The organism is Flexibacter flexilis DSM 6793, assembly GCF_900112255.1.
Taxonomy (GTDB): domain Bacteria; phylum Bacteroidota; class Bacteroidia; order Cytophagales; family Flexibacteraceae; genus Flexibacter; species Flexibacter flexilis.
Window position 1 is genome coordinate 852,737 of record NZ_FOLE01000001.1, and the last position, 24,321, is coordinate 877,057.

Consider the following 24,321-nt stretch of genomic DNA (forward strand, 5'->3'; position numbering starts at 1 on the left):
CTGTTCTTATTGTCTTTATTAAAAAATATGTTGTGGTCAATTAAAGTTTAACCACCTTACCCGTCTGGAGCTTCTGGCCGTCGGTTTGCAGACGATAGAAATACATTCCTTGCGGCAAAGCCTGCAAATCGAGTGTGCTTTGTTGCGCCGAAACGCTTTGATTCAGTACCCTGCGGCCTTGCGCGTCGTACAAACTGATTTGTCCTTCAGTGGCATTACCCGAAAGCTGAACATTCAGGACGTTAGTCGCGGGATTCGGGAACAAACTCGCCTGCAAAGTGCTGGCCGTTTTGGTGGATGTAACAATGCTAGGCGGTGTATAGAAATAATTCACGGGCAACGAAATGCTCCATGTAGATGTAGTCTCATTAAATTGATGATACAAACGAGCCGTTACAATATTGAGAGATTCAAAGCCATAAAGAAAATAAGGAGGTAGCGACGTGCTTGCAGTTAAAGTATTCGTATCGTACACATATTGGCGTTTGCTCATGCAGACCCAAGGAGAAGTAGTTGTTGGTGCATACGAATACGCATCTAACAACACATTCCCATTTATATCTACGTCGTAATTCCTTTTATCGTAATTATACCATGAATTTATATTTTTGTTATATTTCTGCATTATTTCGACAGTTTTATAACCTAAATTATTGTACTCATAAGTCCATTTTAATTCAGGAACCCAATTAGACACTGAACCTGGTACTCCAACATATCTAATACATTCTGTTTGTAGCCCTGCCACATTATAACTGTATGTATTTTTATAATGGCCAGTATAGCTAGACAAAGTCGGACTACTACTCCACAAATCAACCACTTCTATAAGCTGGTTTTGAGCATTGTATTGATAAGTTGTCTTAACAGAATTAGTATAACTGCTATAATAGACATACAAAAGCGAATTAGTTAATTTATTATTATTGTATGTATAACTATAGATAAATTGTGTATCCCAATTATTACCATAATAGTTCCAACGTATTTCTTTAAACGTTGCAAGATTGCCAAGGCTATCATAAGTGTACAGATAACCATATTGTTCTTTCCACGCATTATCACTGTAATAGTAGGTAATAGCAGAGGTTACTTTTCCTATTTGATTGTAAGTACGTGCAAAATTGGTAGTATTAACAAGTGAATTAGTGGCCGTATCCCACACTTGAGTAATCCAACCTGTATTATTTCCAACACTATCATAACTATAAATATTTTTTTCCTGCACATGATATTGCGGTATTCCTCCAGCAACGGCAGTTTGCGTCATTCTATCCTCCTCAATGGCCTGATTATTCGCATTGTATTTGTACAGATACTTTTCCGAAATAACGCTTGGCACTATACTATCCAAACGAAGGGCATTGGTGGTTAGAGCTATTTTTGCTCCTGCATGGTTAGTTGCATTGATATTATTTACAAAATCAAACACTTCAAGACTTGTGGCCGAATCTGGTAAGATTTCTTTGAACTTGAGCCTAGCCGAATTAGCTTGCCCTAAAGCATAAGTTGCAGCCAGCAAACAAAGCATGGCTGTGGAGTAGATGTATTTTGTCATTTTGTCAAGGTTAAAAATTAATAATGAGTAAATATAAAAAAGAAAACACTTGTAGTCAATAGATTACAAGTGTTTTCTTTTTTATATAAATAATATTTTTTAAAGTTTAGTCACCTTACCTGTTTGGAGCTTCTGGCCGTCGGTTTGCAGACGATAGAAATACATTCCTTGCGGCAAAGCCTGCAAATCGAGTGTGCTTTGTTGCGCCGAAACGCTTTGATTCAGTACCCTGCGGCCTTGCGCATCGTACAAGCTGATTTGCCCTTCGGTGGCGTTGCCTGACAATTGTACGTTTAGGACATTAGTCGCGGGATTCGGGTACAAACTCGCCTGTGAAGTGCTGGCCGTTTTGGTGGATGTAATTTCTATGGGCGAATAATAGTAGTCGTATAAATTATTAAATTTCCATGTATTAGAAGCAGCCACAAACCTATAAACGTCCAGATGAACAAAGGCATTGGTGAAGAACTGCGCAAAGCCAATCGGCCATGGATCAGATTCTTGTAACACATTACTCATCAAATAATTAGGATTGAGCTGATAGTACTGTGTTATTGTTGGAGTCCATGTGTTGGAAATCGTGTCATAATCAAACATTTTGCGTACACTCATATTACCATTCCCATCATACGAATAAGTTTCTTTTGATGCCCACGCAACGCTACTATCCTCATAGAGCACCGTGCTTGACATCGAGTCAATTTTATTGCCAGCATTAAAGTAGATTGAGTATTTAGCGGCCAAATAAAGCTGAGCGGAAGCATTAGGAGCATAGTATCCGTAATAATTAGGTTTGCCAGAAGCATCATAATTAAATACTACCTTACTATTTATAGCCCAGTTGCTTGTATCTGAATTTTTATATTTCGAAATAAGCTCTATCATTTGATTGTTGGCATTATAAGTATAATTTTCCTTGCTCATACTGCCATTTACGAATACCCCATTTTCCTCCAAAAGCAAATTATTGGCATCATAAGAATAATCTGTAGTCGCGTTTAGTGACAGCACATCATAGTTAGGCGTATTCTTATATTTTCTTTTTTTTACCAATCGTCCGTTTGCATCGTATTCATATTCGTTTTTAGACTCCAACATACGCGGGTTTGCATTGAACCTATAAAACATACTATCCTTCACAATACGCCCTTCATTGTTGTATTCAAACATTTCATAGCGGTGCGTTATATCCGAATAAATAGAATCCATCCTCACAACACTATCTACCCGAATCATGGTCGTATTCGGCTGCATGGTGCGCATGGCATTGGGCAAAGAAGATTTAAAAAGAGAAGATAAATCTTTGGGCATCAAATATTTTTGGGTAAAAGAAGCACTTGATGCAGGGAAATGAGGCGGCAACATTTGCGCCTGCGCAGCGACCGTAAGCCAAGAGAATAGAACAAAAAATAATTTTTTCATGGTTGTTTAAATAATTTGTTTTTTGATAAATAATTGAATTTGAAGAGAATAGTATATTTAGTTGGGTTTAATTTCGAATTGGTCTGCGTCTAAGTGCGCGGGGAATTTTTCCCTAAAAGCCGTTAGCTTTTGCGCCTCCAACGTAAAAATTTCGGAGTGAACCTTGCCTTCTGGCAACCTATGCACCGTGCCTTTGGGTTCTATCATGGCCGAATGTCCCGAATACCAAAGTTTGTTGGCATCTGTTCCCACGCGGTTCACGCCCAGCACATACGCGAGATTTTCGATGGCGCGTGCCTGCAAAAGTGCATCCCAAGCCACCACGCGCACATCTGGCCAATTGGCCACATAAATCAAACAATCGTACTCATTGTCCACATTTCTGCTCCAAACAGGAAAGCGCAAGTCGTAGCAGATAAGCGGCAAAAATCGCCAGCCTTTCCACGTCGGAATTATTTTTTGGCTGCCTGCCGTATAAACGCCGTCTTCGCCCGCCATGCGGAACAAATGGCGTTTGTCGTATTGCCAAAACTGGCCGTCGGGTTGCACCCACAAAAGGCGGTTATAAAACTGATTATTTTCTTTCACTACATAACTTCCCGTAATGACTGCGCCCGTGCGTTCGGCTTGCAACTTGAGCCACCGAAACGTATGCAAATTGGCAGGTTCAGCGCATTCGGCGGCCTGCATCGTAAAGCCTGTCGTAAACATTTCGGGCAATACGATCAGGTCTAAGGCTTGGCCTTGTAGTTGCGCGATTTCTTCTTCCAACGTTGCCAAATTGGCCGTTACGTCTTGCCAATGAATATCAGTTTGTATCAGAGCTACTTTAAATTCGGGTTTCATTTCTGTACGCATAAAAATTGATTTAGTTAGTTCGTTCATCGTTTACTTGGGCACAAAACAAAGAAAAAACGGCCAATGATTTGTAATAATCAATGGCCGTTTAACATTTTTTGACTTTTTTTAAGGAATTTTAACTTATTCCGCCGAAGGGTTTTCCGAAGGTTTTGGCCCATTTCCGCCGCGTCCTCTGTTACGATTTCTGTTGCGATTATTGCGGTTTCTGTTGCGTCTTTCTTCGTCTGAGCCGCCTGCATTTTCGCCTTCTGGACGTTCTGCTCTTGGCTGATTTACAGGCCTTTCTCTTGGCACTGCTGGCGCATTTTCGTTAGTTTGTGCCTCCCCTTCTGGGCGTGGAGGTCGTTGTCCGCCGCCACGATTGCGGTTGCGATTGCGTCGGTTGTTATTGTTACGTCCTTCGCGTTCGGTACGTTGTTCCGTTCCTTCTCCCACTTCCTGCGCAGCATTTTCAGGTTTTTCTACATTTCCCTGAACTTTAGCTTCCGCTTGTGGTGATTGCTGCCCCTGATTATTACGTCTTTCGCGGTCTGGGCGGTCTCGGTCTGGCCTACGTTCTCTTTCGGGTCTGTCCTGCCTTTCTGGTCTGTTTTCGCGCTCAGCACGTGGCGGCCTTTCGGGTCTTTCAGGTCTGGAAGGAGCTACAATAGCAGTCGCTTCTGCACCGTTTTCTGCCGAAGCATTGGCAGGTTTTGCGCCTGATTTGCTGGCCGTGCGTTTTTTCTTGCGCTTGTTTTTGCGGTCTTTTTCGGCAAAACGTTTGTCCATTTGGTGCAAATCGTCGTTGAGCGAGCCGCCGTCTTCGTTGTCGAGCAGCACTTCTTCTTCCTCCGTCAGTACCGCTACTTTTTGGCCTTTTTTATTCAATTCCAAAATCATTTTCACTCTATCAATGGAAAGCGGATGCCAAGTAGTTTCTTGGGCATAGCCAAACCACATGATGCGGCGGAAAATGTCTGTTTTTTGCAAATGCGCGTCGCCTTTTTCGGTGAAAAGTGGCTTTTCGATGTTCGGAATATCGCGCAGCGCGTCCATGTAGGTATCCAACTCGTAGTTAAGACAACATTTGAGGCGGCCACACTGACCCGACAGTTTGCTGGGGTTCAAAGACAAGTTCTGATAACGTGCCGCCGAAGTGGAAACGCTCTTAAAATCAGCAATCCACGTAGCGCAACACAACTCACGGCCACACGAACCAATCCCGCCCAAACGGCTGGCTTCTTGGCGCAAACTGATTTGGCGCATTTCTACACGCACTTTAAATTCACTGGCCAACAGCTTGATGAGTTCGCGAAAATCTACGCGTTCGTCTGCCGAGTAATAGAAAGTTGCTTTGGTGTTATCTGACTGATACTCAACATCAGAGAGTTTCATACTCAGCTTCAAATCGTCGATGATTTGTCTGGCCCTGAAAAGCGTTGGCAGTTCACGCGCGCGCATTTCTTCAAACTTCTCTATGTCTTTTTCGGAAGCGATGCGATAAATACCACGTACTTCTTCGCTGTCTTCTTTGATGTTTTTGCGGGTCATTTGTAGGCGTACAAGTTCACCTTGCAGCGACACAAATCCCAAATGATGCCCGTTGGGAACTTCCACCACTACGGCATCGCCTGTGGTGAGATCTAAACCCAAATGATTACGGAAAAATTCTTTTCTTCCGCCTTTAAATCTTATTTCTACGATGGGGTAAAGCTCGCCCACCCCGTCCATTTCGCTAAGCCAATCAAAAACGTTGAGTTTGTTACAACCGCCAGTAGAACAACCTGTGGCACAAGCCGTTTTGCTACTACTGTCAGTTTTTTTTGTTCCACAACCGCCTGAACCACAAGATGTGCAAGCCATATTTATATTGTTACGTTCCGAAGTTTATTTAACTGAAACAAGAGCAATAAATCACTTATTACAAGCACTTTACGCCATTGTTATTTATACAGATCATTGTTGAGCAGAAGTTCTAACAAAGCTACTCATTTTTCAATAATGGGAACAAATATAGTTAAATTCGGAACTTTTGAGCCTGTTTACTGATATTTTGGGGAAATCGACGGAAAGAAGTGTGTGTTTTGTTTGGAACTCTCTGGTCAATAATCAGAATATCATCTATTTACACTAAAGTATCATTTCTATTTTTTTATAGATTTTGTACGCTTATACAATTCTCGCGACTAAACACCAACAAATAGTACTCCTTATTGTGTAATTCGCTGATAAACATTAGTATCTGCTGGTGTTTGTTGGTACTGTTTGGCCAAAACAGGCATACGCGCAAAAAGCAAATCAAGTGTTGGATCTTGTGGAGCTTTTACGATGATGTCAGGCAATTCTTTACGGAAGTTGTTGTACACTCTGAGTACGGAACTGTAATGTTCCAAATCATGCAAATCGCGACGCGAAAGTTCATAGTTTAGGTACGGCGTTGCCAAACTATTGCCCACATAGTACTCGGGAGCGTAGCCCAACACCAAAATATTTTTGTTCTGGTTGGCTTGCGCAGGGAGTGTTTCTCCCACCTCAAAACTGCGTAACGGCAGCCATGTCTCCGCTTCAAAAAGCTTGTAGGTAGGAATATATAGCATGAAAACCGTTGCCGCCGACCACACAAGAAAAGCTAATTCAGCTTGCCATTTTTTCTTGAAAAGCAAAAAGAAATGCGTCAGCAAAAACGCCAAAGCAGGCAAAAATATAAGATATAAAAACGGGGAACGACCCGTATCCAACCACAAGGCAATTACTGAAAAAACAACCCAAAATATCATCGCCACTTGGCTTACTATCTGGTAATTGATGAATTTATTGGAGCTAACAACTTTGAATAATGCAATCGTTCCAAATATCAAAGGCACGGCTGCAATAGGCAAAATTTCACGCCAACCCACCAAAAGCGACCGATACGAAGCAAACAGCGTAGCTAAATAATTGTAGTAAAAATCCGAACCAGCCCCAAAACCCAAAAAGATAAGAAATGTAGCCGCAAACGTGATAAAAAAGCCTAATAACAACAATGCGTACAAACGTGGTGAAGTACCCGAATACAACAAAAATACCACCATCGGAAATAGCACAAACACCGTTAATGACAATTTGAAAAGTGCCGCAATACCAATATAAAAGCCAATAAGGAAAATTTCGTCTTCGCGTATGCCATAACGAATATGGCGAAATATTTTACTTAAAGCAAGAAGTAAAAATGTGATACCCAATAACATAGGTGAAAGCGATAAGCAATCATAAAAAAAACTAGCCCCGATTCCGTACACTAAGGCTGGCACAAAAGTCCGTTCGGTATAAAGTTCTTGGCGCACGCCCATTTCATTAAATAACAACGCTTGCACAAACAGCACCACAAACGCCAAAATCTGCAAAGCCAGTACCGATTTGCCCGCTATGTAGTTGAGCAACATATACAGAAATGCCGAAAATGGAGCAGTGTTATCCCACACATCTTTGTACATCAAAAAGCCTTTACTTAGTTTTTCGCCAATCAGTAGCCATTGCAATTCGGGGGCGAAATGTGGCGTTCCTGTAATGAAAAGTGGCAAACGAATAGCCAGTAAAAGCAGAAATAGTACAATTATGCGGTCTGGAACGTTTATTCTAAAAAATCGTAACATAGTTGTCTGAGCAAAAGCGACCTTGCGTATGGCCAAAATCTAATAAGCCTGCAAAGAACATGATTTTTTGCCGAAATTAGACCATATTTGAATAAATCATCTTTCAAAAAACTTTCCTAAAATGAAATTGCGCGGATTTGAATGGGCTTTAGTGGCTTGGATAGGAAGCTTTAGCAATGTTTTTGCTCAAAACACAGACAAACAATGGACTTTATTGCGAACTGTTTCGCTTCCGAGTTCGTTTGTATGCGGCTCAGCCACGCGCGACGGGCTTTGGCTCGTGGCCACGCGCGATGGCGTTTTGCAAATGTTCGATAGCACAGGCAACGCACGCCAGCGACTTTCGCCCGATATTGCCGCCAGTCCCAGCCACATCGAGGCTTGGAATCCACTCAAAATCATGGTGTTTTACAGGGATTTACAGCAAATTATTTATACGGATAGGTTTTTGCTTCCCAGTCCTGCCATTGGCCTGCCCGAACAACTGGCCAGTTCTGTGCGCACGGCCTGCCCTTCTGCCGACAACCAACTTTGGGCGATAGATGACAATGATTTTAGCCTCAAAAAAATAGACCTGCTCAACCAACAAATTTTGCTGACCACGCCGCTGGCCTTGTTGCTACCCAACCAGCAATATGATTGGGGGCAAATACATGAATATCAGAATCTTGTGTATGTGGCCAACAAACCCGCAGGCGGCCTGATTGTGTTTGATAATATGGGAAATTTGAAGAAAAAGCTCCCGATGGTTAATGCGCTGGCTTGGAATTTTTGGGGTGATGAAATCTATTGGCCAGAGGCAACGGGCAAACCTGAATTACATTTTTTTAATTTGTATAATTTTAAGGAAAGAACTATTTCTATTCCCATCCAAACGCGTATTGACAACGTATTTATTAACCAAAATTATTGGCTTGTTATAAGCGAAAATCAACTTTATTTTTACAAATTAACCAACTAAAAATCAGTTATTTATTTCAAATAAAAGCCAATAAATCATTTGTCTATTTTTTGAACTTAATCTTAAAAATCACAACAAAACCAACATTGTATCAATAAAACACAATACAAGATTTATAAAAACAAACTTATAGACTTTTTAAATATTTTTGTACTAAAAAATATACCAAATACGCGAACAATCTATTACTTTTGGCGGTATTCTGCTTACTAATACCCAAATTGTAATTATTTTAACATTCACCTCAAATAAAAGTCTTGTTGTATGGCTTCTGGTGCAGAAAAATTCAAAAATATTATTACCAATTCTTTCAAATACAGAGTTTTCACGTTGCAACGCCTGCCGATGGCGTGGCTGGCAGGTCTGAAAGTCGCTTCATTGGACGAAAAATCGGCCAGCGTAACAATTCGCTACGGCTATTTGACCCAAAACCCTTTTCGTTCGTTATATTTTGCGTGTTTGGCGATGGCCGCCGAGCTTTCTACGGGCGTTTTGGCAATGATGCACGTGTTTGAAGCCAAGCCTTCTATTTCGATGTTGGTGGTGGGCATGAAGGCCGAATTTACCAAAAAAGCCGTTGGCAAAATTACGTTTGTGTGCACGGATGGCGACGCTATTGCGCAGGCTATCGCCGAAAGTAAAGCCACAGGCGAAGGCCGCACCGTTACGATTTTGAGCAAAGGCACGGACGAAGCAGGCGACACGGTGGCCGAATTTTGGTTTACGTGGTCGTTCAAAGCCAAAAAAGCCTAAAATACGAAGTCGTAAATAGTTTGGCCATAATCAGCTATTTACGACTTTCATTTTTAAAATATATGAAAGTTTGCATTGGGTATTTCCTATAAAATTGCGCATAAAACACTACCTTTATGCCACTAAAACTATGGTTTACTGGATGCGATTTTCTTTTTTTTTCACAACTCTTATTGCCGCTCTTAGTTGCGTAGCCTATTGGTGTGCCTACTTGCAGCCTGCCCGTTTTGGTGCTGGATTTATGGCTATGTCTATTCCTATTTGGCTCATTATCAACGCTATACTTTTTATTTTTATTTGGCCGAAAAAAGGAATCAAACCCGCGTTACCGCCGCTTTTTGCGTTGGTAGCTGGAGCACGTTTTGTATTTTCGACGGTGGCATTTCACCCCACAGCCCACGCCAACCCTAATGATTTGAATGTTGTGAGCTACAACGTGCACATGTTCGGCAGGCACGAACAAAACAAAGAACTTACCGCTTCTTTACGCAAAACAGTTACGACCGAACTCATTAGCCTGCAACCTGATGTTATTTGTTTTCAGGAATATTTGGAGGGCTTGGATAACACCAAAATTACCAAACTTTTTAGAGAAGCAGGCCTAAAACATTCGTTTTTTAGCCCAGCCTTAGAGGGTTGGGTACGCGAACGCGGCGGTATGGTTATTTTTAGTCGCTACCCCATCATCAAAACGAAAGCCTTTCGCCGACAAAAACTTGACATGAATCAGATTTTGTACGCAGACATCGTAACGCCTACGGAGACGATACGGGTGTTTAATGTGCATTTGCAATCCAATAGAGTACGCGCCGAATATTTTGAACAAGACCAAGACGAGCAAGAAGCAAAAAGAAGTATTTATTTGGTTTACAAGAAGTTAAACAAAGGTTTTGAACTAAGAGCCAAGCAAGTAAAGCAACTTGAAGCTGAAATCGCCAAGTCGCCACATCCTGTTATTGTGTGCGGAGATTTCAATGATTTGCCGTATAGCTACACCTACACACGCACGCAACGCACCTTGCAAAATGCCTTTGAAAAAGCAGGCAATGGCTTAGGTTTTAGTTTCAATGGATTTTTACCTTTTCTAAGAATTGACCAACAATTTGCTTCCAAAAACTTGAAGGTAACTTCATTCCAGACGCACCGTTGGCCATATTCCGACCATTTCCCGATACAAGCCACTTACCGCCACGAAAAACCCTAAATATTTGTACCTCAAAAAGTTGATGCAGCCTTGCAAAAGTTTTATCTTTACCCCAAAAGAATCAAACTTTTGCCACTATGTCCACCAAATCGACTACTGCCCCAACAAGTGTTTCTTTGGTAGAAACGCCCGTTTCGCATCTGCCCATCGTGCAGCAAGACAACTTGCTTGAGCCTTTCGAGCCATTTTTGAAAGCCCGTTATCATCGCTACAAAGCCGCGCTACACCAAATAGAACAGCATTCAGGCAGTTTGTACGCGTTTGCTGGCGCGTATAAGTATCTGGGAATGAACCGCGACGAAGAGCGCAAAGGCTGGATTTATAGAGAATGGGCACCCGAAGCCTATCAGTTGTACCTGACTGGCGACTTTAACGGCTGGCAACGAACGGCGCACCCGCTGCATCGCAACGAACGCGGAATTTGGGAGATTTTCTTGGACGATGCCACTTACGGCGCAAATTTCGGGCACGGCAGCCAATACAAAGTAGTGGTTCATGCCCGCAACGGCCTGAACGACCGCATTCCTGCTTACGCTAACTACGTGGTTCAGAACCCCGAAACGCACGATTTTTGTCCGCAAATTTGGTATCCGTCGCAACCTTACCGCTTCAAACATTCATTCAAAAAACATAAAAATCTCGCAAATCCGCTCATTTACGAAGCACATATCGGCATGAGTTCCGAGCAAGAAGGCGTTTCGAGTTATACGGCTTTTCGGGAAAATATACTGCCGCGCGTGGTGGCCGACGGCTACACCGTGTTGCAACTTATGGCCATTCAGGAACACCCTTATTACGGTTCGTATGGCTATCACGTATCCAGTTTGTTTGCGCCATCTTCGCGATTCGGTACGCCCGACGAACTAAAACAACTCATAGACGAAGCGCACCGTTGCGGCTTGGCCGTGATAATGGACATCGTGCATTCGCACGCCGTTAAGAACCTGAACGAAGGGCTGGGGGAATTTGATGGAACTGATTATCAATATTTTCATGCAGGAGTACGCGGTTATCACGCGCTTTGGGATTCGAGACTTTGGAATTATGGAAAATGGGAAGTGTTGGAAATTTTGCTTTCCAATGTGCGCTATTGGCTCGAAGAATTTAATTTTGATGGCTTCCGTTTCGATGGCGTAACTTCCATGTTATATTCTCATCATGGCCTCGACAAATCGTTTTTGGGTTATGCCGACTATTTCGGCGACGACGTGGAAGCCGATGCCATCATGTATTTGCAACTGGCCAACACGATCGCGCTTCAAACCAAGCCGCAAGTGCTGACCATCGCCGAAGACGTAAGCGGAATGCCTGGGCTTGGCCTGCCCGTCGAAGATGGCGGCATTGGTTTTAGTTTCCGTTTAGGCATGGGAATTCCTGATTTTTGGATAAAATTGCTCAAAGAAAAAACCGATGATCAGTGGAATATTTGGGAAATGTGGGGCGCACTCACCAACCGCCGTTTCACGGAAAAAACGGTGGCTTATGTGGAATCGCACGACCAAGCCTTAGTAGGCGACAAGACTCTGTCGTTTCGGCTCATGGACAAAGAAATGTACACATCTATGGCCAAGAGCATGGATAATTTACTCATAGACAGGGGAATAGCTTTACATAAAATGATACGCTTGCTCACGATTTCGTTGGGCGGAGAAGGCTACCTGAATTTTATGGGAAATGAATTTGGCCACCCCGAATGGATAGATTTTCCGCGCCAAGAAAACGGCTGGAGCTATCAATACGCACGCCGTCAGTGGTCTTTGGCCGACAATGGATTTTTGAAATATCACTACTTAGGCGATTTTGACAAAGCCATGACGCACCTGACGCATTCGCACAAGATTTTGGCAGCCAAACCCGCCAAGTCCTTGCACATGGACGAGGCAAGCCAAATCATGATTTTTGAGCGCGGCGGCCTGATTTTTATTTTCAATTTTCATCATTCCAATTCCATTTTTGGGTATATGTTCAAGCCGAGCCGCAAAGGAAAATACAAAATTTTGCTCAATACCGACGATGCGGCCTTTGGCGGATTTGAGCGAATAGACACCCAAACGCGCTACGCCACCAACGAAAACGGCCTTTTGCAACTGTATTTGACAAGCCGCACGGCCTTGGTGTTGGGCATAGAAAAGTAAGTTTTGTTAGGAGAAAAAGGTATGTAGCCGAACATCGCTTCATTTTTTTTGAAAAATAAAAAATTAACAATCAGGATTTTACAAAAAAGTGTGAAATTTTTTGGTAGATTTTTTTGCATAATTAAAAACTCTGCCTACTTTTGCACCGCTTTAAGCAAGAAGCCTCCATAGCTCAGCTGGTAGAGCAACTGACTTGTAATCAGTAGGTCGTTGGTTCGATTCCGACTGGGGGCTCACTTCCTCCTTAAAGCAAAAACATCAAATTGAAGCCTCCATAGCTCAGCTGGTAGAGCAACTGACTTGTAATCAGTAGGTCGTTGGTTCGATTCCGACTGGGGGCTCATCCAAAAAAGGGCTACGATAACACAAAATATCGTAGTCCTTTTTGCTTTATCCCAACAAGCATTTTGGACTGAAAAAACGCCACGCTACTCAGGTTTGCGCCGCGCGTTTGTAACAGAGAATCAGGCACTACCCCATTGCCCGAAAAAAAAGTTTTAAAAAAACTTGTTTTTTAAAAAAATAACGACAGGCTTGCAATTGTAATATACTCTTTGCATCTTTGCAGCCCGAATCCTACAAGAGACCAGTAGAATTTCCGAAACAGCCAAGAAATGCCAGTAGATTGCTGCAAATCAATTCATTGCATTTATTCGTTACCAAAGAAAGAAACTGGTGCGTGCCCAAGTCGGGAGATTTAGCACGTTTCGGGAATATTTAACAATCAAATTTATAAAGTCTTCAAAACTTTTATTTCCAATCCAAATCATTAATAAATGCCTACTATACAGCAATTAGTGAGAAAAGGTAGAGAAAAGCTTACTACCAAATCAAAATCTCCGGCATTGGACTCATGTCCTCAACGCAGAGGCGTATGTACTCGTGTGTACACAACAACCCCTAAAAAACCAAACTCTGCGATGCGCAAAGTGGCAAGGGTACGTTTGTCGAACAGCAAAGAAGTAAACGCATACATCCCAGGTGAAGGCCACAACCTACAAGAACACTCAATCGTTCTTATCCGCGGTGGTCGTGTGAAAGATTTGCCAGGTGTTCGTTACCACATCATCCGTGGTGCATTGGATACAGCAGGCGTAAAAGGCCGTTTGCAAGCTCGTTCTAAATACGGTGCGAAACGTCCTAAACCAGGAGCAGCTGCACCAGCAGGAAAAGGTGCGCCAGCAAAAGGCAAAAAATAATTGTTAGAAGCCCAAAGGCTTGGCTAATGGCCGCCTAACTTCAACAAAAAGTCTTACACAAACATAGTTTATATCTTATACAATGAGAAAAGCAAAACCAAAGAAGAGATACGTCCTTCCTGACCCTAAATATAAAGATACGCTTGTAACCAAATTCGTAAACAGCTTGATGTACGATGGTAAAAAAAGCATCGCGTACTCAATTTTCTATGATGCTTGCGATTTAGTAGAAAAACGTACAAGCGAAAACGGCCTTGAAGTTTGGAAAAAAGCCCTAAACAACATCATGCCTTCGGTAGAAGTACGTAGCCGCCGTGTAGGTGGTGCTACTTTCCAAGTACCAAACGAAGTTCGTCCTGCTCGTAAAGTAGCTTTGGGCATCAAATGGATGATTCTTTATTCTCGCAAACGTGGCGAAAAAACCATGACTGAGCGTTTGGCTGGCGAAATCGTTGCGGCAGCTAAAGGCGAAGGTGCGGCAGTGAAGAAAAAAGACGATACGCACAGAATGGCTGAAGCAAACAAGGCGTTCTCACATTTCAAATTCTAATTTCCAATGGCAAAACAAGATTTAGCATACCTACGCAATATAGGTATCATGGCTCACATTGACGCTGGTAAAACAACTACCAGTGAGCGTATTCTGTACTACACAGGTAAAACGCACAAAATTGGTGAGGTTCACGATGGTGCTGCCACGATGGACTGGATGGAGCAAGAACAAGAACGTGGTATCACTATCACTTCGGCTGCTACCACTACTCAGTGGAACTATCCAACAGTTCAAGGCGAACTTACTGGTGACTCAAAAACGTACCGTATCAACCTCATTGATACTCCAGGCCACGTGGATTTCACGGTGGAAGTGGAGCGTTCTTTGCGTGTATTGGACGGTGCTGTAGCTCTTTTCTGTGCTGTGTCAGGTGTTGAGCCTCAATCAGAAACAGTTTGGAGACAAGCCAACAAATACAATGTAGCTCGTATCGGTTTTGTTAATAAAATGGACCGTGCAGGTGCTGATTTCTTTAACGTAATTAAAGAAATTAAAGAAAAACTTAACGGTTTCCCTGTGCCTTTGCAAGTTCCAATCGGTGCTGAAGACACGTTCAAAGGCGTAGTAGATTTGCTTACGGGCAAAGCTATGGTTTGGAACGATCGCGACGAAGGAAGAACTTGGAACGAAGTGCCAGTTCCTGAAGACTTAGTTGAGACAGTAGCCGAATGGCGTACATTCTTGGTAGAAAGCATCGCTGAGTTCGACGATAAATTGATGGAGAAATACTTTGAAGATCCAGATAGCATCACTCGCGAAGAAATGATGACTGCGATCCGCAAAGCTACTATTGCCATGAAAATTACGCCTGTTCTTTGTGGTTCTGCCTTCAAAAACAAAGGTGTACAAACAATGCTTGACGCGGTTATCGCTTACTTGCCTTCTCCAATGGACGTACCTGCTATCGTTGGTACAAACCCAGACACAGAACAAGAAGAAACACGTCAGCCAGATGCAAGCGAACCATTCGCAGCTCTTGCTTTCAAAATCGCAACTGACCCATTCGTAGGTCGTTTGTGCTTCTTCCGTGTTTACTCTGGTAAATTGGATGCTGGTTCGTACGTATTGAACATGCGTACAGGCAAAAAAGAGCGTATTTCTCGCCTTATGCAGATGCACGCTAACAAGCAAAACCCAATTGATGTAGTAGAAGCTGGTGACATCGCTGCTGGTGTTGGTTTCAAAGACATCAAAACTGGTGATACGCTTGTAACTGAAGACAGACCAATCGTATTGGAATCTATGAGCTTCCCTGAGCCAGTTATCGGCTACGCTATCGAGCCTAAGAAAACGGCTGATATGGACAAAATGGCGAATGCTATCGCTAAATTGTTGGAAGAAGATCCTACGTTGCGCGTACACACTGACCAAGAAACTGGCCAAACTGTAATGCGTGGTATGGGTGAGCTTCACCTTGAAATCATCATCGACCGTATGCGTCGCGAATTTAAGGTAGAAATCAACCAAGGTGCTCCACAAGTAGCTTATAAAGAAGCTCTTACCAAAAACTCTGAACACCGTGAAGTTTACAAAAAACAAACTGGTGGTCGTGGTAAATTCGCCGACATCGTATTTGAATTGATGCCACGCGAAGACGGTAAAGAAGGTCTTGAATTCGTGAACGAAATCGTAGGTGGTGCAATTCCAAGAGAATTTATCCCAGCTATCCAAAAAGGCTTTGAAGAATCAATGAAAAACGGCCCTATCGGCGGTTACCCAGTTGACTCTATGAAAGTTCGTTTGTTCCACGGTTCATTCCACGATGTGGATTCGGATTCTCTATCATTCGAATTGGCTGCTCGTATGGGCTTCAAAGAAGCTGCTAAAAAATGCGGTCCACGTTTGATGGAACCAATTATGAGTGTTGAAGTAGTTACGCCAGACGAATTTACAGGTCCTGTAACAGGTGACTTGAACCGTCGTCGTGGTTTGATGAAAGGTATGGACAGCAAAGCTGGTGCGCAAATCATCAAAGCTGATGTGCCTTTGTCTGAACTATTCGGTTATGTAACAGACCTTCGTACAATCACTTCTGGACGTGCTGCTGCAAGTCTTACTTTCTCTCATTACGAATTTATGCCAAACAACTTGGCAGACCAAGTGGCTGCTAAAGGCAAAAGCGTAGGCGTGTAAAACTTTATAATTGATTATGAACCAAAAAATTAGAATAAAACTAAAATCCTTTGACCACAGCCTTGTGGACAAATCTTCTGAGAAGATTGTAAAGGCTGTTAAGGCTACAGGTGCAGTGGTAAGCGGTCCAATTCCGTTGCCAACTGAAAAAGAAATCTTCACGGTATTGCGTTCTCCGCACGTTAACAAAAAGTCAAGAGAGCAATTCCAACTTTGTACCTACAAACGCCTAGTTGATATTTACTCAACTAGCCCTAAAACGGTAGATGCTCTTATGAAATTGGAGCTTCCTAGCGGTGTAGATGTAGAAATCAAAGTCTGATTATCTTCTTTACAAACAAAAAAGCCGACTTCAACAGTCGGCTTTTTTGTTTTATATCAATCCCTATTATTACCGCAACTTGCTAAACAAACTGCTTTTTCATTTCTCTAAAAAATGCGGCATTAACTTCTGTGTAGCTACTGATTTCCAGTAATTTAGCTTGCTCACTTGCTGCAAAAAAGGTTTCTAAAACTGCCTTCAATTCTGCATCATTTTCAGCTTTATGATACAAAATTTGCGCGTCGGCGCAAGTGCGTTCGGCGGTCAGCTGCTGGCGTGTCTGGAAATATTCGTCGGCTTCGGGTTGGCGTGCTGGGCCATCTATCATTTTAAAAATAGCTCCTCCCCTATTGTTTATCAAAACGATGCGCAAATTATTGGGTAAATAATTGTGCCACAAACCGTTACGGTCATAGAAAAAAGCTACATCGCCCGTAATCAACGTTACGATTTTCTCGGTTTGGAGAGCGGCACCCACCGCCGTAGCCGTACAGCCATCTATGCCGCTTGTGCCTCTGTTGCTCCAAACGCCAATCTTTTTGTTTTTCTCTAAGCTCAAAAAATTAGCATAGCGCACCGACATACTATTGGCCAAATGCAAATGACTATCGTCGGGCAAAGCCTGCATTACGTGTCTAAGTGCCCCAAATTCAGTAAAATGGGCAGTGTTTTTGAAAAAATCAACAAAACGTTCGCGGGCATTTTGTTGCTGCGCTAGCCACGCCTCCGCAAATGCGTTGGGTTGCTGATTCATAAATTCAAAATAACCTTGCTCCCCCAATTTGGTAAAAAACTCGGCGGGTTCGGTGCGGATAATGCGCGTAAGCGTTCCGAATGGGTCGGCCACTTTGCCCGCTTTCTGCACGTGCCAATGTTGTTTGGGTTTATATTTTCGCAAAAAAGTTTTTAAATTTTTAGACAAAACCGAGTTGCCGACTGTTACCAACAAATCTGGCTGCAAGTCTTTTTTTGTTTGTTCATCGGTTGTCATCAAAAACAAATCGTGTGCATCTATGGCGTTTTCGGCTTGGTGCATATTGCTAATCAGGTCGGCCACCAATGGCATTTGATTATACAAACAACAGGCATACAGCGCATTGCGTAACTCCAAATCTGGCGTAACTTGCCCAACTACCAACATTTTCCGCGAAAAAGTAAGCCACTCATTTGCCAAATTCATGTACGCTGGGCGCGGCAAACTGGCCGAATGCGAAATTTCTTCGATTACACGCGGCTGCGCATCAAATTGCATTATTTCGTTTTCTTCGGGATAAAAAGGTTCACGAATCGGAACGTTTACGTGCACAGGGCCACACGGATACACCTGCGCCAAATTGATGGCCTCATTCAACACACGATTGATAAATTGCACCGCGTCGGGGTGCGTGTAGTCGGCTGGCAACTGATACGAGGCTTTCACGTGTTTGCCGTAAACTTCTTGTTGCTGAATGGTTTGGCCGTCTTGTTGCTCTATCCATTCGGGCGGGCGGTCTGCCGTAATCACCAAAAGCGGAATTTGTTGGTAAAAGGCTTCGGAAATAGCAGGCGCGTAATTGAGCACCGCCGAACCCGACGTACAAACCAAACCTACCACATTACCAGACATTTGCGCCATGCCCAACGCCACAAAAGCGGCAGCGCGTTCGTCGCTAATCGTGCGCGTGCGAATGGCTGTGTGGCGCACCAACGCCAACGTAAGCGGCGCACAACGCGAACCCGACGAAACCACAAATTCAGTTACATTTTTGGCGGCACAAATGGCCGCTATATCTACGAGAGGTTGTAAAATCATGTTATGAAGCAATAAAACAAACACAAAACACTGCTTACAGCGTTTAGGTTTTCGACCCAAATAAAAAAATTAGGCTGGAATATTCGGGGCTATTTTCCAAAAATCCAACCTAATTCTATATAAAATTTTTCTAAAAAATTATTCCGTAGGCGAAACCACCGTCGGCGCAGTGCCATTGGCAGGCATTTCGGTTTTCTTTGGCGGCAACACGTTGGCCAAAATCTTTACCGTCGCTTGGTCATTGGCAGCATTAGAATAAATCGTAATTACTTTTTGCTGAATCCCACTTTTGTTCGCCGAATTGAAAGTAGCCGAAATCAAACCCGTATTGCCTGGCGGAATCGGTTCTTTTGGCCATTCGGGAACGGTGCAACCGCAAGTAGTTTGTACGTTGCTAATGATAAGCGGCTGTGTACCAGCATTTTGAAATTTGAAAGTATGCGAAACTTTTTCGCCTTGCACAATATCGCCGAAATCGCGCGTAGGCTGTTCAAACGTGATATACGGTTTGTTGGGCGGAATCACGGGCGCAACAGGTGCGGCAGGCTTGGCCTCAGCTACTTTTATTTCTTTTTTGTCAGAAACCTTTTTGAGCTTTTTCTTTGATTTGACCGTTGTCGTTGTCTTCGTTTTAGTTCTTGACTTTCTTTTTTTCTTGGTGGTTGTCTGTGCAAATCCACTGAAAATCAACAAACTGGCTAACGCGAAAATGATTATTTTTTTCATAGAAACAGATAATTAGTGAATGAGTCTATTAGTTATTTTTTCGCAATTGGTTGAGCAAGGCGGCCATGTCTTTCGGATACGGAGCTTCTATTGTTACACGGCTTTCCTCGTCGTTGGGGCGCAGCATAAAGCTCAACGCACGCGCGTGCAAGGCTACGCGGCTGATAAGCGGCAACTCTTCCGTGTCGTTTTTGAGGTTGAATTTGGATTTGATTTGAGAAAGAAAAATCGGTTTGCCGCCATAGGTTTCGTCCATCACAATCGGCGAGTTGAGGCAAGCCAAGTGAATACGAATTTGGTGCATGCGCCCCGTAATCGGCAAACATTCCACCAACGTATGTGCTTTAAAAACCTCAATCGTATTAAAAATAGTTTCCGCTTCTTTGCCCGTGAGCTTGTCGATTTTCACCGTGCCATTTTTTTGGGGCAAAATCGGCAAATACACATTTATTCCCACAAAATCTTGCAAACCACCCACTACGGCATGATACACTTTGGTTACTTGGCGGTGCTCAAACTGCATGGCCAAATTGCGATAAGCATCAGGATTTTTGGCAAAAGCAATCGCGCCAGAAGTTCCTTTGTCCAAGCGGTGCGCTACTTGCGCATCGGGCAAAACCTGACGAACCACACGCAACAAACCTAACGGTGCGCCTTCTGTGCGTTCGTCGAGCGTAGAAATATGCGGCGGTTTGTTCAAAACCAAATAATCATCGTTTTCAAAAAGGGTGAGTTCGGCAATATTTATTTTATTCTTCAATTCAATAAATTTTTGATAGTCAATAAATTACGGTTTGGCGCACGGCCAAACGCTTTGAGGCTGCAAAGGTACGTTTTTTTGTTTAGATAAATAACAAGGCTCTGCCATGGCTTATCATTCACCCATCAAAAAAAAGCCCTCCACAAACCGCAAAGCTCGCAGAGGGCAACAGATATATTTAGTTTTGAGTAAATTGAAATGCTATTAGGATTTGAAACGCTGTATAATTTGCTTGAGTTGGGCGGCTTGCACCACGCCAGCTTGTCGCCATTTCACTTGGCCGTTTTGGAACAAAATCAGCGTCGGGATACTTTGCACTTGGTAAGCAGCCGCCACCTTCGGATTTTTGTCCACATCTATTTTAATAATATTGGCATTGTCGCCCACCGAGTCTTTTACTTGCTCCAAAATCGGCTTCATGGCTCGGCACGGGCCGCACCAGTCGGCGTAAAAGTCCACTAATGTTGGCGTTGGGCTTTTGATAAGTTCAGAAAATGAAGTTGCCATAATGTGTTGGGGTTTTGTTTGTTCTAAGCCTTCAACAAAACTTTTTAAGCAAAAGTTACAGTTGCGTCCATTACTACTTCCGATTTCACGGAATTGGAAATTAAACAGGCTTTTTCGCTCATTGTCAGCACTTTTTGGGCGCGTTCGGGGCTTTCGCCTTCAGGCAACACTACGTGCGGTTTGAGCAAAACTTTAGTCATCATGAATTTGCCTTCTACTTTCTCCAGCGTGCCCGTGGCTTGGCTTTTGAACGATACAAAATTTAGTTTTGAGTTTTCGGCTACCGCCAAAAAAGTCGTCATCAGGCAGCTATTCACCGCCGCAACAAAAAAATGTTCGGGCGACCAAACGCCAGCAATGCCTTTCGGAAATTCGGGAGGCGTAACCACTTCCACAGTATTATCCAATTCAGGCGACGAAGCTACGCCTTTGCGGTCTTGTAGCCATTCAATATCAACATTATAAACGTGTGCAGATTCCATTGTTTTAAGAAAATTTTGGGGAAAAATAAAGGATTAGAGGCGCGATTGCAGGCCATACCAGCCGCCACCGTTATATACTTGCGTGTAGCCTTTGGATTTGAGTAAACTTTTGGCCGACGCGCTACGCATACCCGACGCGCAACAAGTGATAATTACTTGATTTTTGTCTTTGAGCTTGTCCAATTGGCTACCCAACGTATTGAGAGGCAAGTTGATAGAACCTTTGATGTGGCCGCCCGAATACTCGCCTTTGGTGCGAACATCTACGATAATTGCGCCTTCTTTGAGAAGTTGCGCGTAATCTGGCGCGGGAGCAATGCCAAAGAAACTTTTTATTTTATCTAACATAACGAAACAGTGCTTTTGTGATGGTAAATAACTCGGCTGAGTCAAACTTTACGATACAAAGGTACTGTGCGCAACAATGATGGTCTGTAACATTTGTTACAGTAACGCTTTTTTCTTGCTTTTAACTAAAAAATCAGTGCGACGATTGCAGCAAAATTTGTTTTAACTCACTCAAAATCATGGCAGTAGCTCCCCAAACTATTTGGCCATGCAAATCAAAATAAGGAGCTTCTAACTCTATATTTTCCCCAACGGTTAGCAGGGTTTTCTTTACCCGAAACGGCTCGGTAAGTTGCTGCAAATCCGTCTCGAAAAGTTGGGCAACCTCGTGCGCGTCGGGCTGAAAAGTTGGTCTTTCGGCCACATAACCCACAAAAGGCTGAATCATAAAATTACTGGCGGGTACAAAAAGTTCGGTTAGTTGCCCTATAACTTGCACGTTTTCAGGCACAACTCCAATTTCTTCGTGCGTTTCTCGCAAAGCCGTCGCCACCAAATCGCGGTCTTGTTCTTCTCGGCGGCCACCGGGCAGGCTCACTTGGCCGCTGTGTGCGCCTTTGTACACGTGCCGAAGCGTAAGCGGAAAAAACAAGCTGTCTTGGTGCGGATACAACAAAATAAGCACGGCACTTTGGCGCGTTTTGTCGTTGGGTTTCCAAGAAAGCCCTTGCCTGAAACGTGCCTGCGACTCCATGAGTTTGTGCGCGGCTTGGGCTGGCAAATCCTGTTGCAGTCGTTGGGCGAGTGTGTCGAGCAAGGGCATCATTTATTCAGAAAAAAAATTAGTCGTTACCAGCAAAAGCGTTCAGTATCCAAGTGGCTACCGACAGTATCACACTGAAAATCAGGGCTGGAACAAAGCCCGTCACCTTAAAACCATCGACAAAATAAGAGGCTAAATAAATGATAATCACATTGATAACAAACAAAAACAGCCCCAGCGTAAGTATCGTGAACGGAAAAGCAAAAAATTGTAACACTGGTTTTACGAAAGTGTTGAGCAAAGCCAACGCAATGGCTACTTTGAAAGCTGCCCAAAAGCCACCTTCTACTTTTACCCCAGGTGTAAAATACGCAGCCGCAAGCACCGCCACCGCCGAAAGAATGAGTCTTATTAGAAAATTCATACCTTAAAGAATATTAGAATTATACAAAATTAGTTCACGACTTAGACCACAAGTTTAGTGATTTTTGAGCGAAAACAAATAAAACGTATTCGTGATGCGGGCTTAAATTTTGCTAAAGCCTATTGACGCTATAAACAAAAAAGCCCGCCAGTGTTATGGCAGGCTTTCTATTAAAATTTTGATTATGCAATTCTTAGGCTTGTTGCAATTTGCGTTTGCGTTGCGCCAAATACACCAAATAGGCAATACCCACAAAAACAGCCAACAGCAACAACCGCGAGCCGTTCACGTACCAAAGTTTGGTGTGCAAAGCGTCTTTGGTGGCCGAGTCGGTGGCTACTTCTATTTGTCGGTAAATATCTTGGTTGAAGAGTTTGGCAAAAATAGCACCATCAGACAAAGCCCAACCTTTTCCACTGAATAGCAAGCCGATAGCTTCCGACCAATTGCCGCTGGCAGGTGCAAACATTGCCCCCAAAAATACCAACAAAAGCAAAGCAGGCGTAATGTATTTGATAATGAAACGATAAACCGTCGGAACTTCGATGTCCGCGCCTTGCGTGATTTCGTGCCAGCCTTTTTTCATGCCAAACACCCACGCAAACAAAATAGATTCGGCCAGCGCAAACACCACCAACGAAACCGTGCCTGCCCAATAGTCGTATTCGTCAAAAACGCCTTCTTGGAAAAAAATCACTGTTGGAAGGCCTAACACCAACACAATCAGGCCAAACGACCACGCCGCACGCTCACGTTTCCAACCAAACTCATCTTGCAAAAAGCCCATCCAAGGCGTACCCATCGCCAACGACGAAGTAATTCCCGCAAAAAACAACAAGCCAAAAAACGCCACGCCAGCCATTGCGCCCACTATTGCGCCCCATTGCTGAAACAAATACGGCATCGTGCGGAAGCCCAAGCCCAAACCACCTGATTTGGTCATTTCGATTACTTTATCAATCCCCAAATAACCCACCGCAATCGGGATAAGAATGGCACTGCCCAGCACTACTTCCACAAACTCGTTCATCCAGCCCGCACTCATGGCATTGAGCGCAATGTCATCTTTGGGGCGTACATACGAGGCATAACATTGTATTGTTCCCATGCCCACCGACAGCGTAAAGAAAATCTGGCCAGCCGCCGCCAACCATACTTGCGGATTGGCCAGCGAATCAAATTGCGGAGTCCAAAGGAAATTCAAACCCACCAAACCCGAAAACTGTGCGCCATGCTCGCCAGCTTGTAACGTAACGCCTTTGTAGGCCAAGAAAACACCAAAAATCAACAGCAAAGGCATTCCGATTTTGGAGGCTTTCTCTACGCCACCGCTCAAGCCTTTACTCAAAATCCAAGTATTGAGCAAAATACACAACACAAAAAAGATAATAGGCTCGTAAGGCAAACCCGTTGTAGAGGTTTTTACGTCCACGTAAGAATCAAAAAAAGCGGCCACTTGCTCGGAACTCATCGGCGCGAAAGTGCCCGCCACCGAATGATACACATACGACATCGTCCAGCTTTCCAGATAACAATAGTACGCGGCTACGGCCACGTTCGTAAAAATCCCGAATACGCCCATGTATTTCCAGAAACGGCGTTTGTCCATCGCGTCCAAAATAAATGGCGTGGAATGATGTCCGTGTTTGCCGCCAAAACGCCCCATTGCCCATTCTGCCCACAAAAGCGGAATCCCCATGAGTAAAAAACAAACCAAATACGGAATAATAAACGCACCACCACCATTTTGGAGAGCCTGCACAGGAAAGCGCAAAAAATTGCCCAACCCTACGGCATTGCCTGCCATTGCCAAAATAAGCCCAATGCGGCTGCCCCACGATTCTTTATTTTCTGAACTCATATATTT

22 protein-coding genes and 2 tRNA genes are annotated in these 24,321 nt (G+C 43.5%); 10 read left to right on the forward strand and 14 right to left on the reverse strand.

The window, feature by feature from the left end:
- Positions 1-40 precede the first annotated feature (40 nt).
- The 5 genes from BM090_RS03675 to BM090_RS03695 all read right to left on the reverse strand — a co-directional run bounded on the left by BM090_RS03675 (position 41) and on the right by BM090_RS03695 (position 7,452).
- Positions 41-1,558, reverse strand: coding sequence for a T9SS type A sorting domain-containing protein (locus tag BM090_RS03675; RefSeq protein ID WP_091507516.1), 1,518 nt, complete (start codon positions 1,556-1,558; stop codon positions 41-43).
- 99 nt (positions 1,559-1,657) lie between these two features.
- Positions 1,658-2,980, reverse strand: a complete 1,323-nt coding sequence (locus BM090_RS03680) for a T9SS type A sorting domain-containing protein (RefSeq protein ID WP_091507520.1) — start codon at positions 2,978-2,980, stop codon at positions 1,658-1,660.
- Positions 2,981-3,037: 57 nt separating this feature from the next.
- Complete coding sequence (locus BM090_RS03685; RefSeq protein ID WP_245756674.1) at positions 3,038-3,865, reverse strand: amidohydrolase; 828 nt, start codon at positions 3,863-3,865, stop codon at positions 3,038-3,040.
- A gap of 96 nt (positions 3,866-3,961) precedes the next feature.
- The gene (locus BM090_RS03690) at positions 3,962-5,683 is read right to left on the reverse strand and encodes a PSP1 domain-containing protein (protein ID WP_091507523.1); all 1,722 of its coding nucleotides are present in this window, start codon (positions 5,681-5,683) and stop codon (positions 3,962-3,964) included.
- A gap of 347 nt (positions 5,684-6,030) precedes the next feature.
- Positions 6,031-7,452 carry a hypothetical protein gene (locus BM090_RS03695; RefSeq protein ID WP_091507527.1) on the reverse strand — a complete coding sequence of 474 codons (1,422 nt, stop codon included), beginning with the start codon at positions 7,450-7,452 and terminating at the stop codon, positions 6,031-6,033.
- Between the two features lie 121 nt (positions 7,453-7,573).
- On the opposite strand from BM090_RS03695, the gene BM090_RS03700 reads away from it, so the two are divergent.
- The 10 genes from BM090_RS03700 (at position 7,574) to rpsJ (ending at position 16,712) form a co-directional block, all read left to right on the forward strand.
- Positions 7,574-8,413 carry a hypothetical protein gene (locus tag BM090_RS03700; RefSeq protein WP_091507531.1) on the forward strand — a complete coding sequence of 280 codons (840 nt, stop codon included), beginning with the start codon at positions 7,574-7,576 and terminating at the stop codon, positions 8,411-8,413.
- Between the two features lie 264 nt (positions 8,414-8,677).
- Entirely contained in the window at positions 8,678-9,166 is a 489-nt protein-coding gene (locus BM090_RS03705; protein WP_091507534.1) for a DUF4442 domain-containing protein, read from the forward strand.
- A 142-nt stretch (positions 9,167-9,308) separates the two neighbouring features.
- Positions 9,309-10,370, forward strand: coding sequence for an endonuclease/exonuclease/phosphatase family protein (locus BM090_RS03710; protein ID WP_177199825.1), 1,062 nt, complete (start codon positions 9,309-9,311; stop codon positions 10,368-10,370).
- 77 nt (positions 10,371-10,447) lie between these two features.
- Positions 10,448-12,505, forward strand: a complete 2,058-nt coding sequence (locus tag BM090_RS03715; protein WP_091507541.1) for an alpha amylase C-terminal domain-containing protein — start codon at positions 10,448-10,450, stop codon at positions 12,503-12,505.
- 161 nt (positions 12,506-12,666) lie between these two features.
- A tRNA-Thr gene (locus BM090_RS03720) sits at positions 12,667-12,739 on the forward strand.
- A 34-nt stretch (positions 12,740-12,773) separates the two neighbouring features.
- Positions 12,774-12,846, forward strand: a tRNA-Thr gene (locus BM090_RS03725).
- A gap of 435 nt (positions 12,847-13,281) precedes the next feature.
- The gene (rpsL, locus tag BM090_RS03730) at positions 13,282-13,704 is read left to right on the forward strand and encodes a 30S ribosomal protein S12 (RefSeq protein ID WP_091507545.1); all 423 of its coding nucleotides are present in this window, start codon (positions 13,282-13,284) and stop codon (positions 13,702-13,704) included.
- Between the two features lie 82 nt (positions 13,705-13,786).
- Positions 13,787-14,254, forward strand: coding sequence for a 30S ribosomal protein S7 (gene rpsG, locus BM090_RS03735; RefSeq protein ID WP_091507549.1), 468 nt, complete (start codon positions 13,787-13,789; stop codon positions 14,252-14,254).
- A 6-nt stretch (positions 14,255-14,260) separates the two neighbouring features.
- The gene (gene fusA / locus BM090_RS03740) at positions 14,261-16,390 is read left to right on the forward strand and encodes an elongation factor G (protein ID WP_091507554.1); all 2,130 of its coding nucleotides are present in this window, start codon (positions 14,261-14,263) and stop codon (positions 16,388-16,390) included.
- 16 nt (positions 16,391-16,406) lie between these two features.
- Entirely contained in the window at positions 16,407-16,712 is a 306-nt protein-coding gene (rpsJ, locus tag BM090_RS03745; RefSeq protein ID WP_091507557.1) for a 30S ribosomal protein S10, read from the forward strand.
- Between the two features lie 82 nt (positions 16,713-16,794).
- Here rpsJ and menD read toward each other — a convergent pair whose 3' ends face one another.
- The 9 genes from menD to BM090_RS03790 all read right to left on the reverse strand — a co-directional run bounded on the left by menD (position 16,795) and on the right by BM090_RS03790 (position 24,315).
- The gene (gene menD, locus BM090_RS03750) at positions 16,795-18,504 is read right to left on the reverse strand and encodes a 2-succinyl-5-enolpyruvyl-6-hydroxy-3-cyclohexene-1-carboxylic-acid synthase (RefSeq protein ID WP_091507560.1); all 1,710 of its coding nucleotides are present in this window, start codon (positions 18,502-18,504) and stop codon (positions 16,795-16,797) included.
- 138 nt (positions 18,505-18,642) lie between these two features.
- The gene (locus BM090_RS03755) at positions 18,643-19,230 is read right to left on the reverse strand and encodes a DUF1573 domain-containing protein (protein ID WP_091507564.1); all 588 of its coding nucleotides are present in this window, start codon (positions 19,228-19,230) and stop codon (positions 18,643-18,645) included.
- A gap of 28 nt (positions 19,231-19,258) precedes the next feature.
- Positions 19,259-19,990 (reverse strand): RluA family pseudouridine synthase, encoded by a 732-nt coding sequence (locus tag BM090_RS03760; protein ID WP_091507568.1) that lies wholly within the window; start codon positions 19,988-19,990, stop codon positions 19,259-19,261.
- Between the two features lie 204 nt (positions 19,991-20,194).
- Positions 20,195-20,497 carry a thioredoxin gene (trxA, locus tag BM090_RS03765; RefSeq protein WP_091507573.1) on the reverse strand — a complete coding sequence of 101 codons (303 nt, stop codon included), beginning with the start codon at positions 20,495-20,497 and terminating at the stop codon, positions 20,195-20,197.
- A 44-nt stretch (positions 20,498-20,541) separates the two neighbouring features.
- Positions 20,542-20,979 (reverse strand): OsmC family protein, encoded by a 438-nt coding sequence (locus tag BM090_RS03770; RefSeq protein WP_091507577.1) that lies wholly within the window; start codon positions 20,977-20,979, stop codon positions 20,542-20,544.
- 33 nt (positions 20,980-21,012) lie between these two features.
- Positions 21,013-21,327, reverse strand: coding sequence for a rhodanese-like domain-containing protein (locus BM090_RS03775; protein ID WP_091507581.1), 315 nt, complete (start codon positions 21,325-21,327; stop codon positions 21,013-21,015).
- 133 nt (positions 21,328-21,460) lie between these two features.
- Positions 21,461-22,093 carry an NUDIX hydrolase gene (locus BM090_RS03780; RefSeq protein WP_091507585.1) on the reverse strand — a complete coding sequence of 211 codons (633 nt, stop codon included), beginning with the start codon at positions 22,091-22,093 and terminating at the stop codon, positions 21,461-21,463.
- A gap of 16 nt (positions 22,094-22,109) precedes the next feature.
- Positions 22,110-22,454, reverse strand: coding sequence for a phage holin family protein (locus BM090_RS03785; RefSeq protein ID WP_091507587.1), 345 nt, complete (start codon positions 22,452-22,454; stop codon positions 22,110-22,112).
- Between the two features lie 193 nt (positions 22,455-22,647).
- Entirely contained in the window at positions 22,648-24,315 is a 1,668-nt protein-coding gene (locus BM090_RS03790) for a sodium-dependent transporter (protein ID WP_091507590.1), read from the reverse strand.
- Positions 24,316-24,321: the final 6 nt, after the last annotated feature.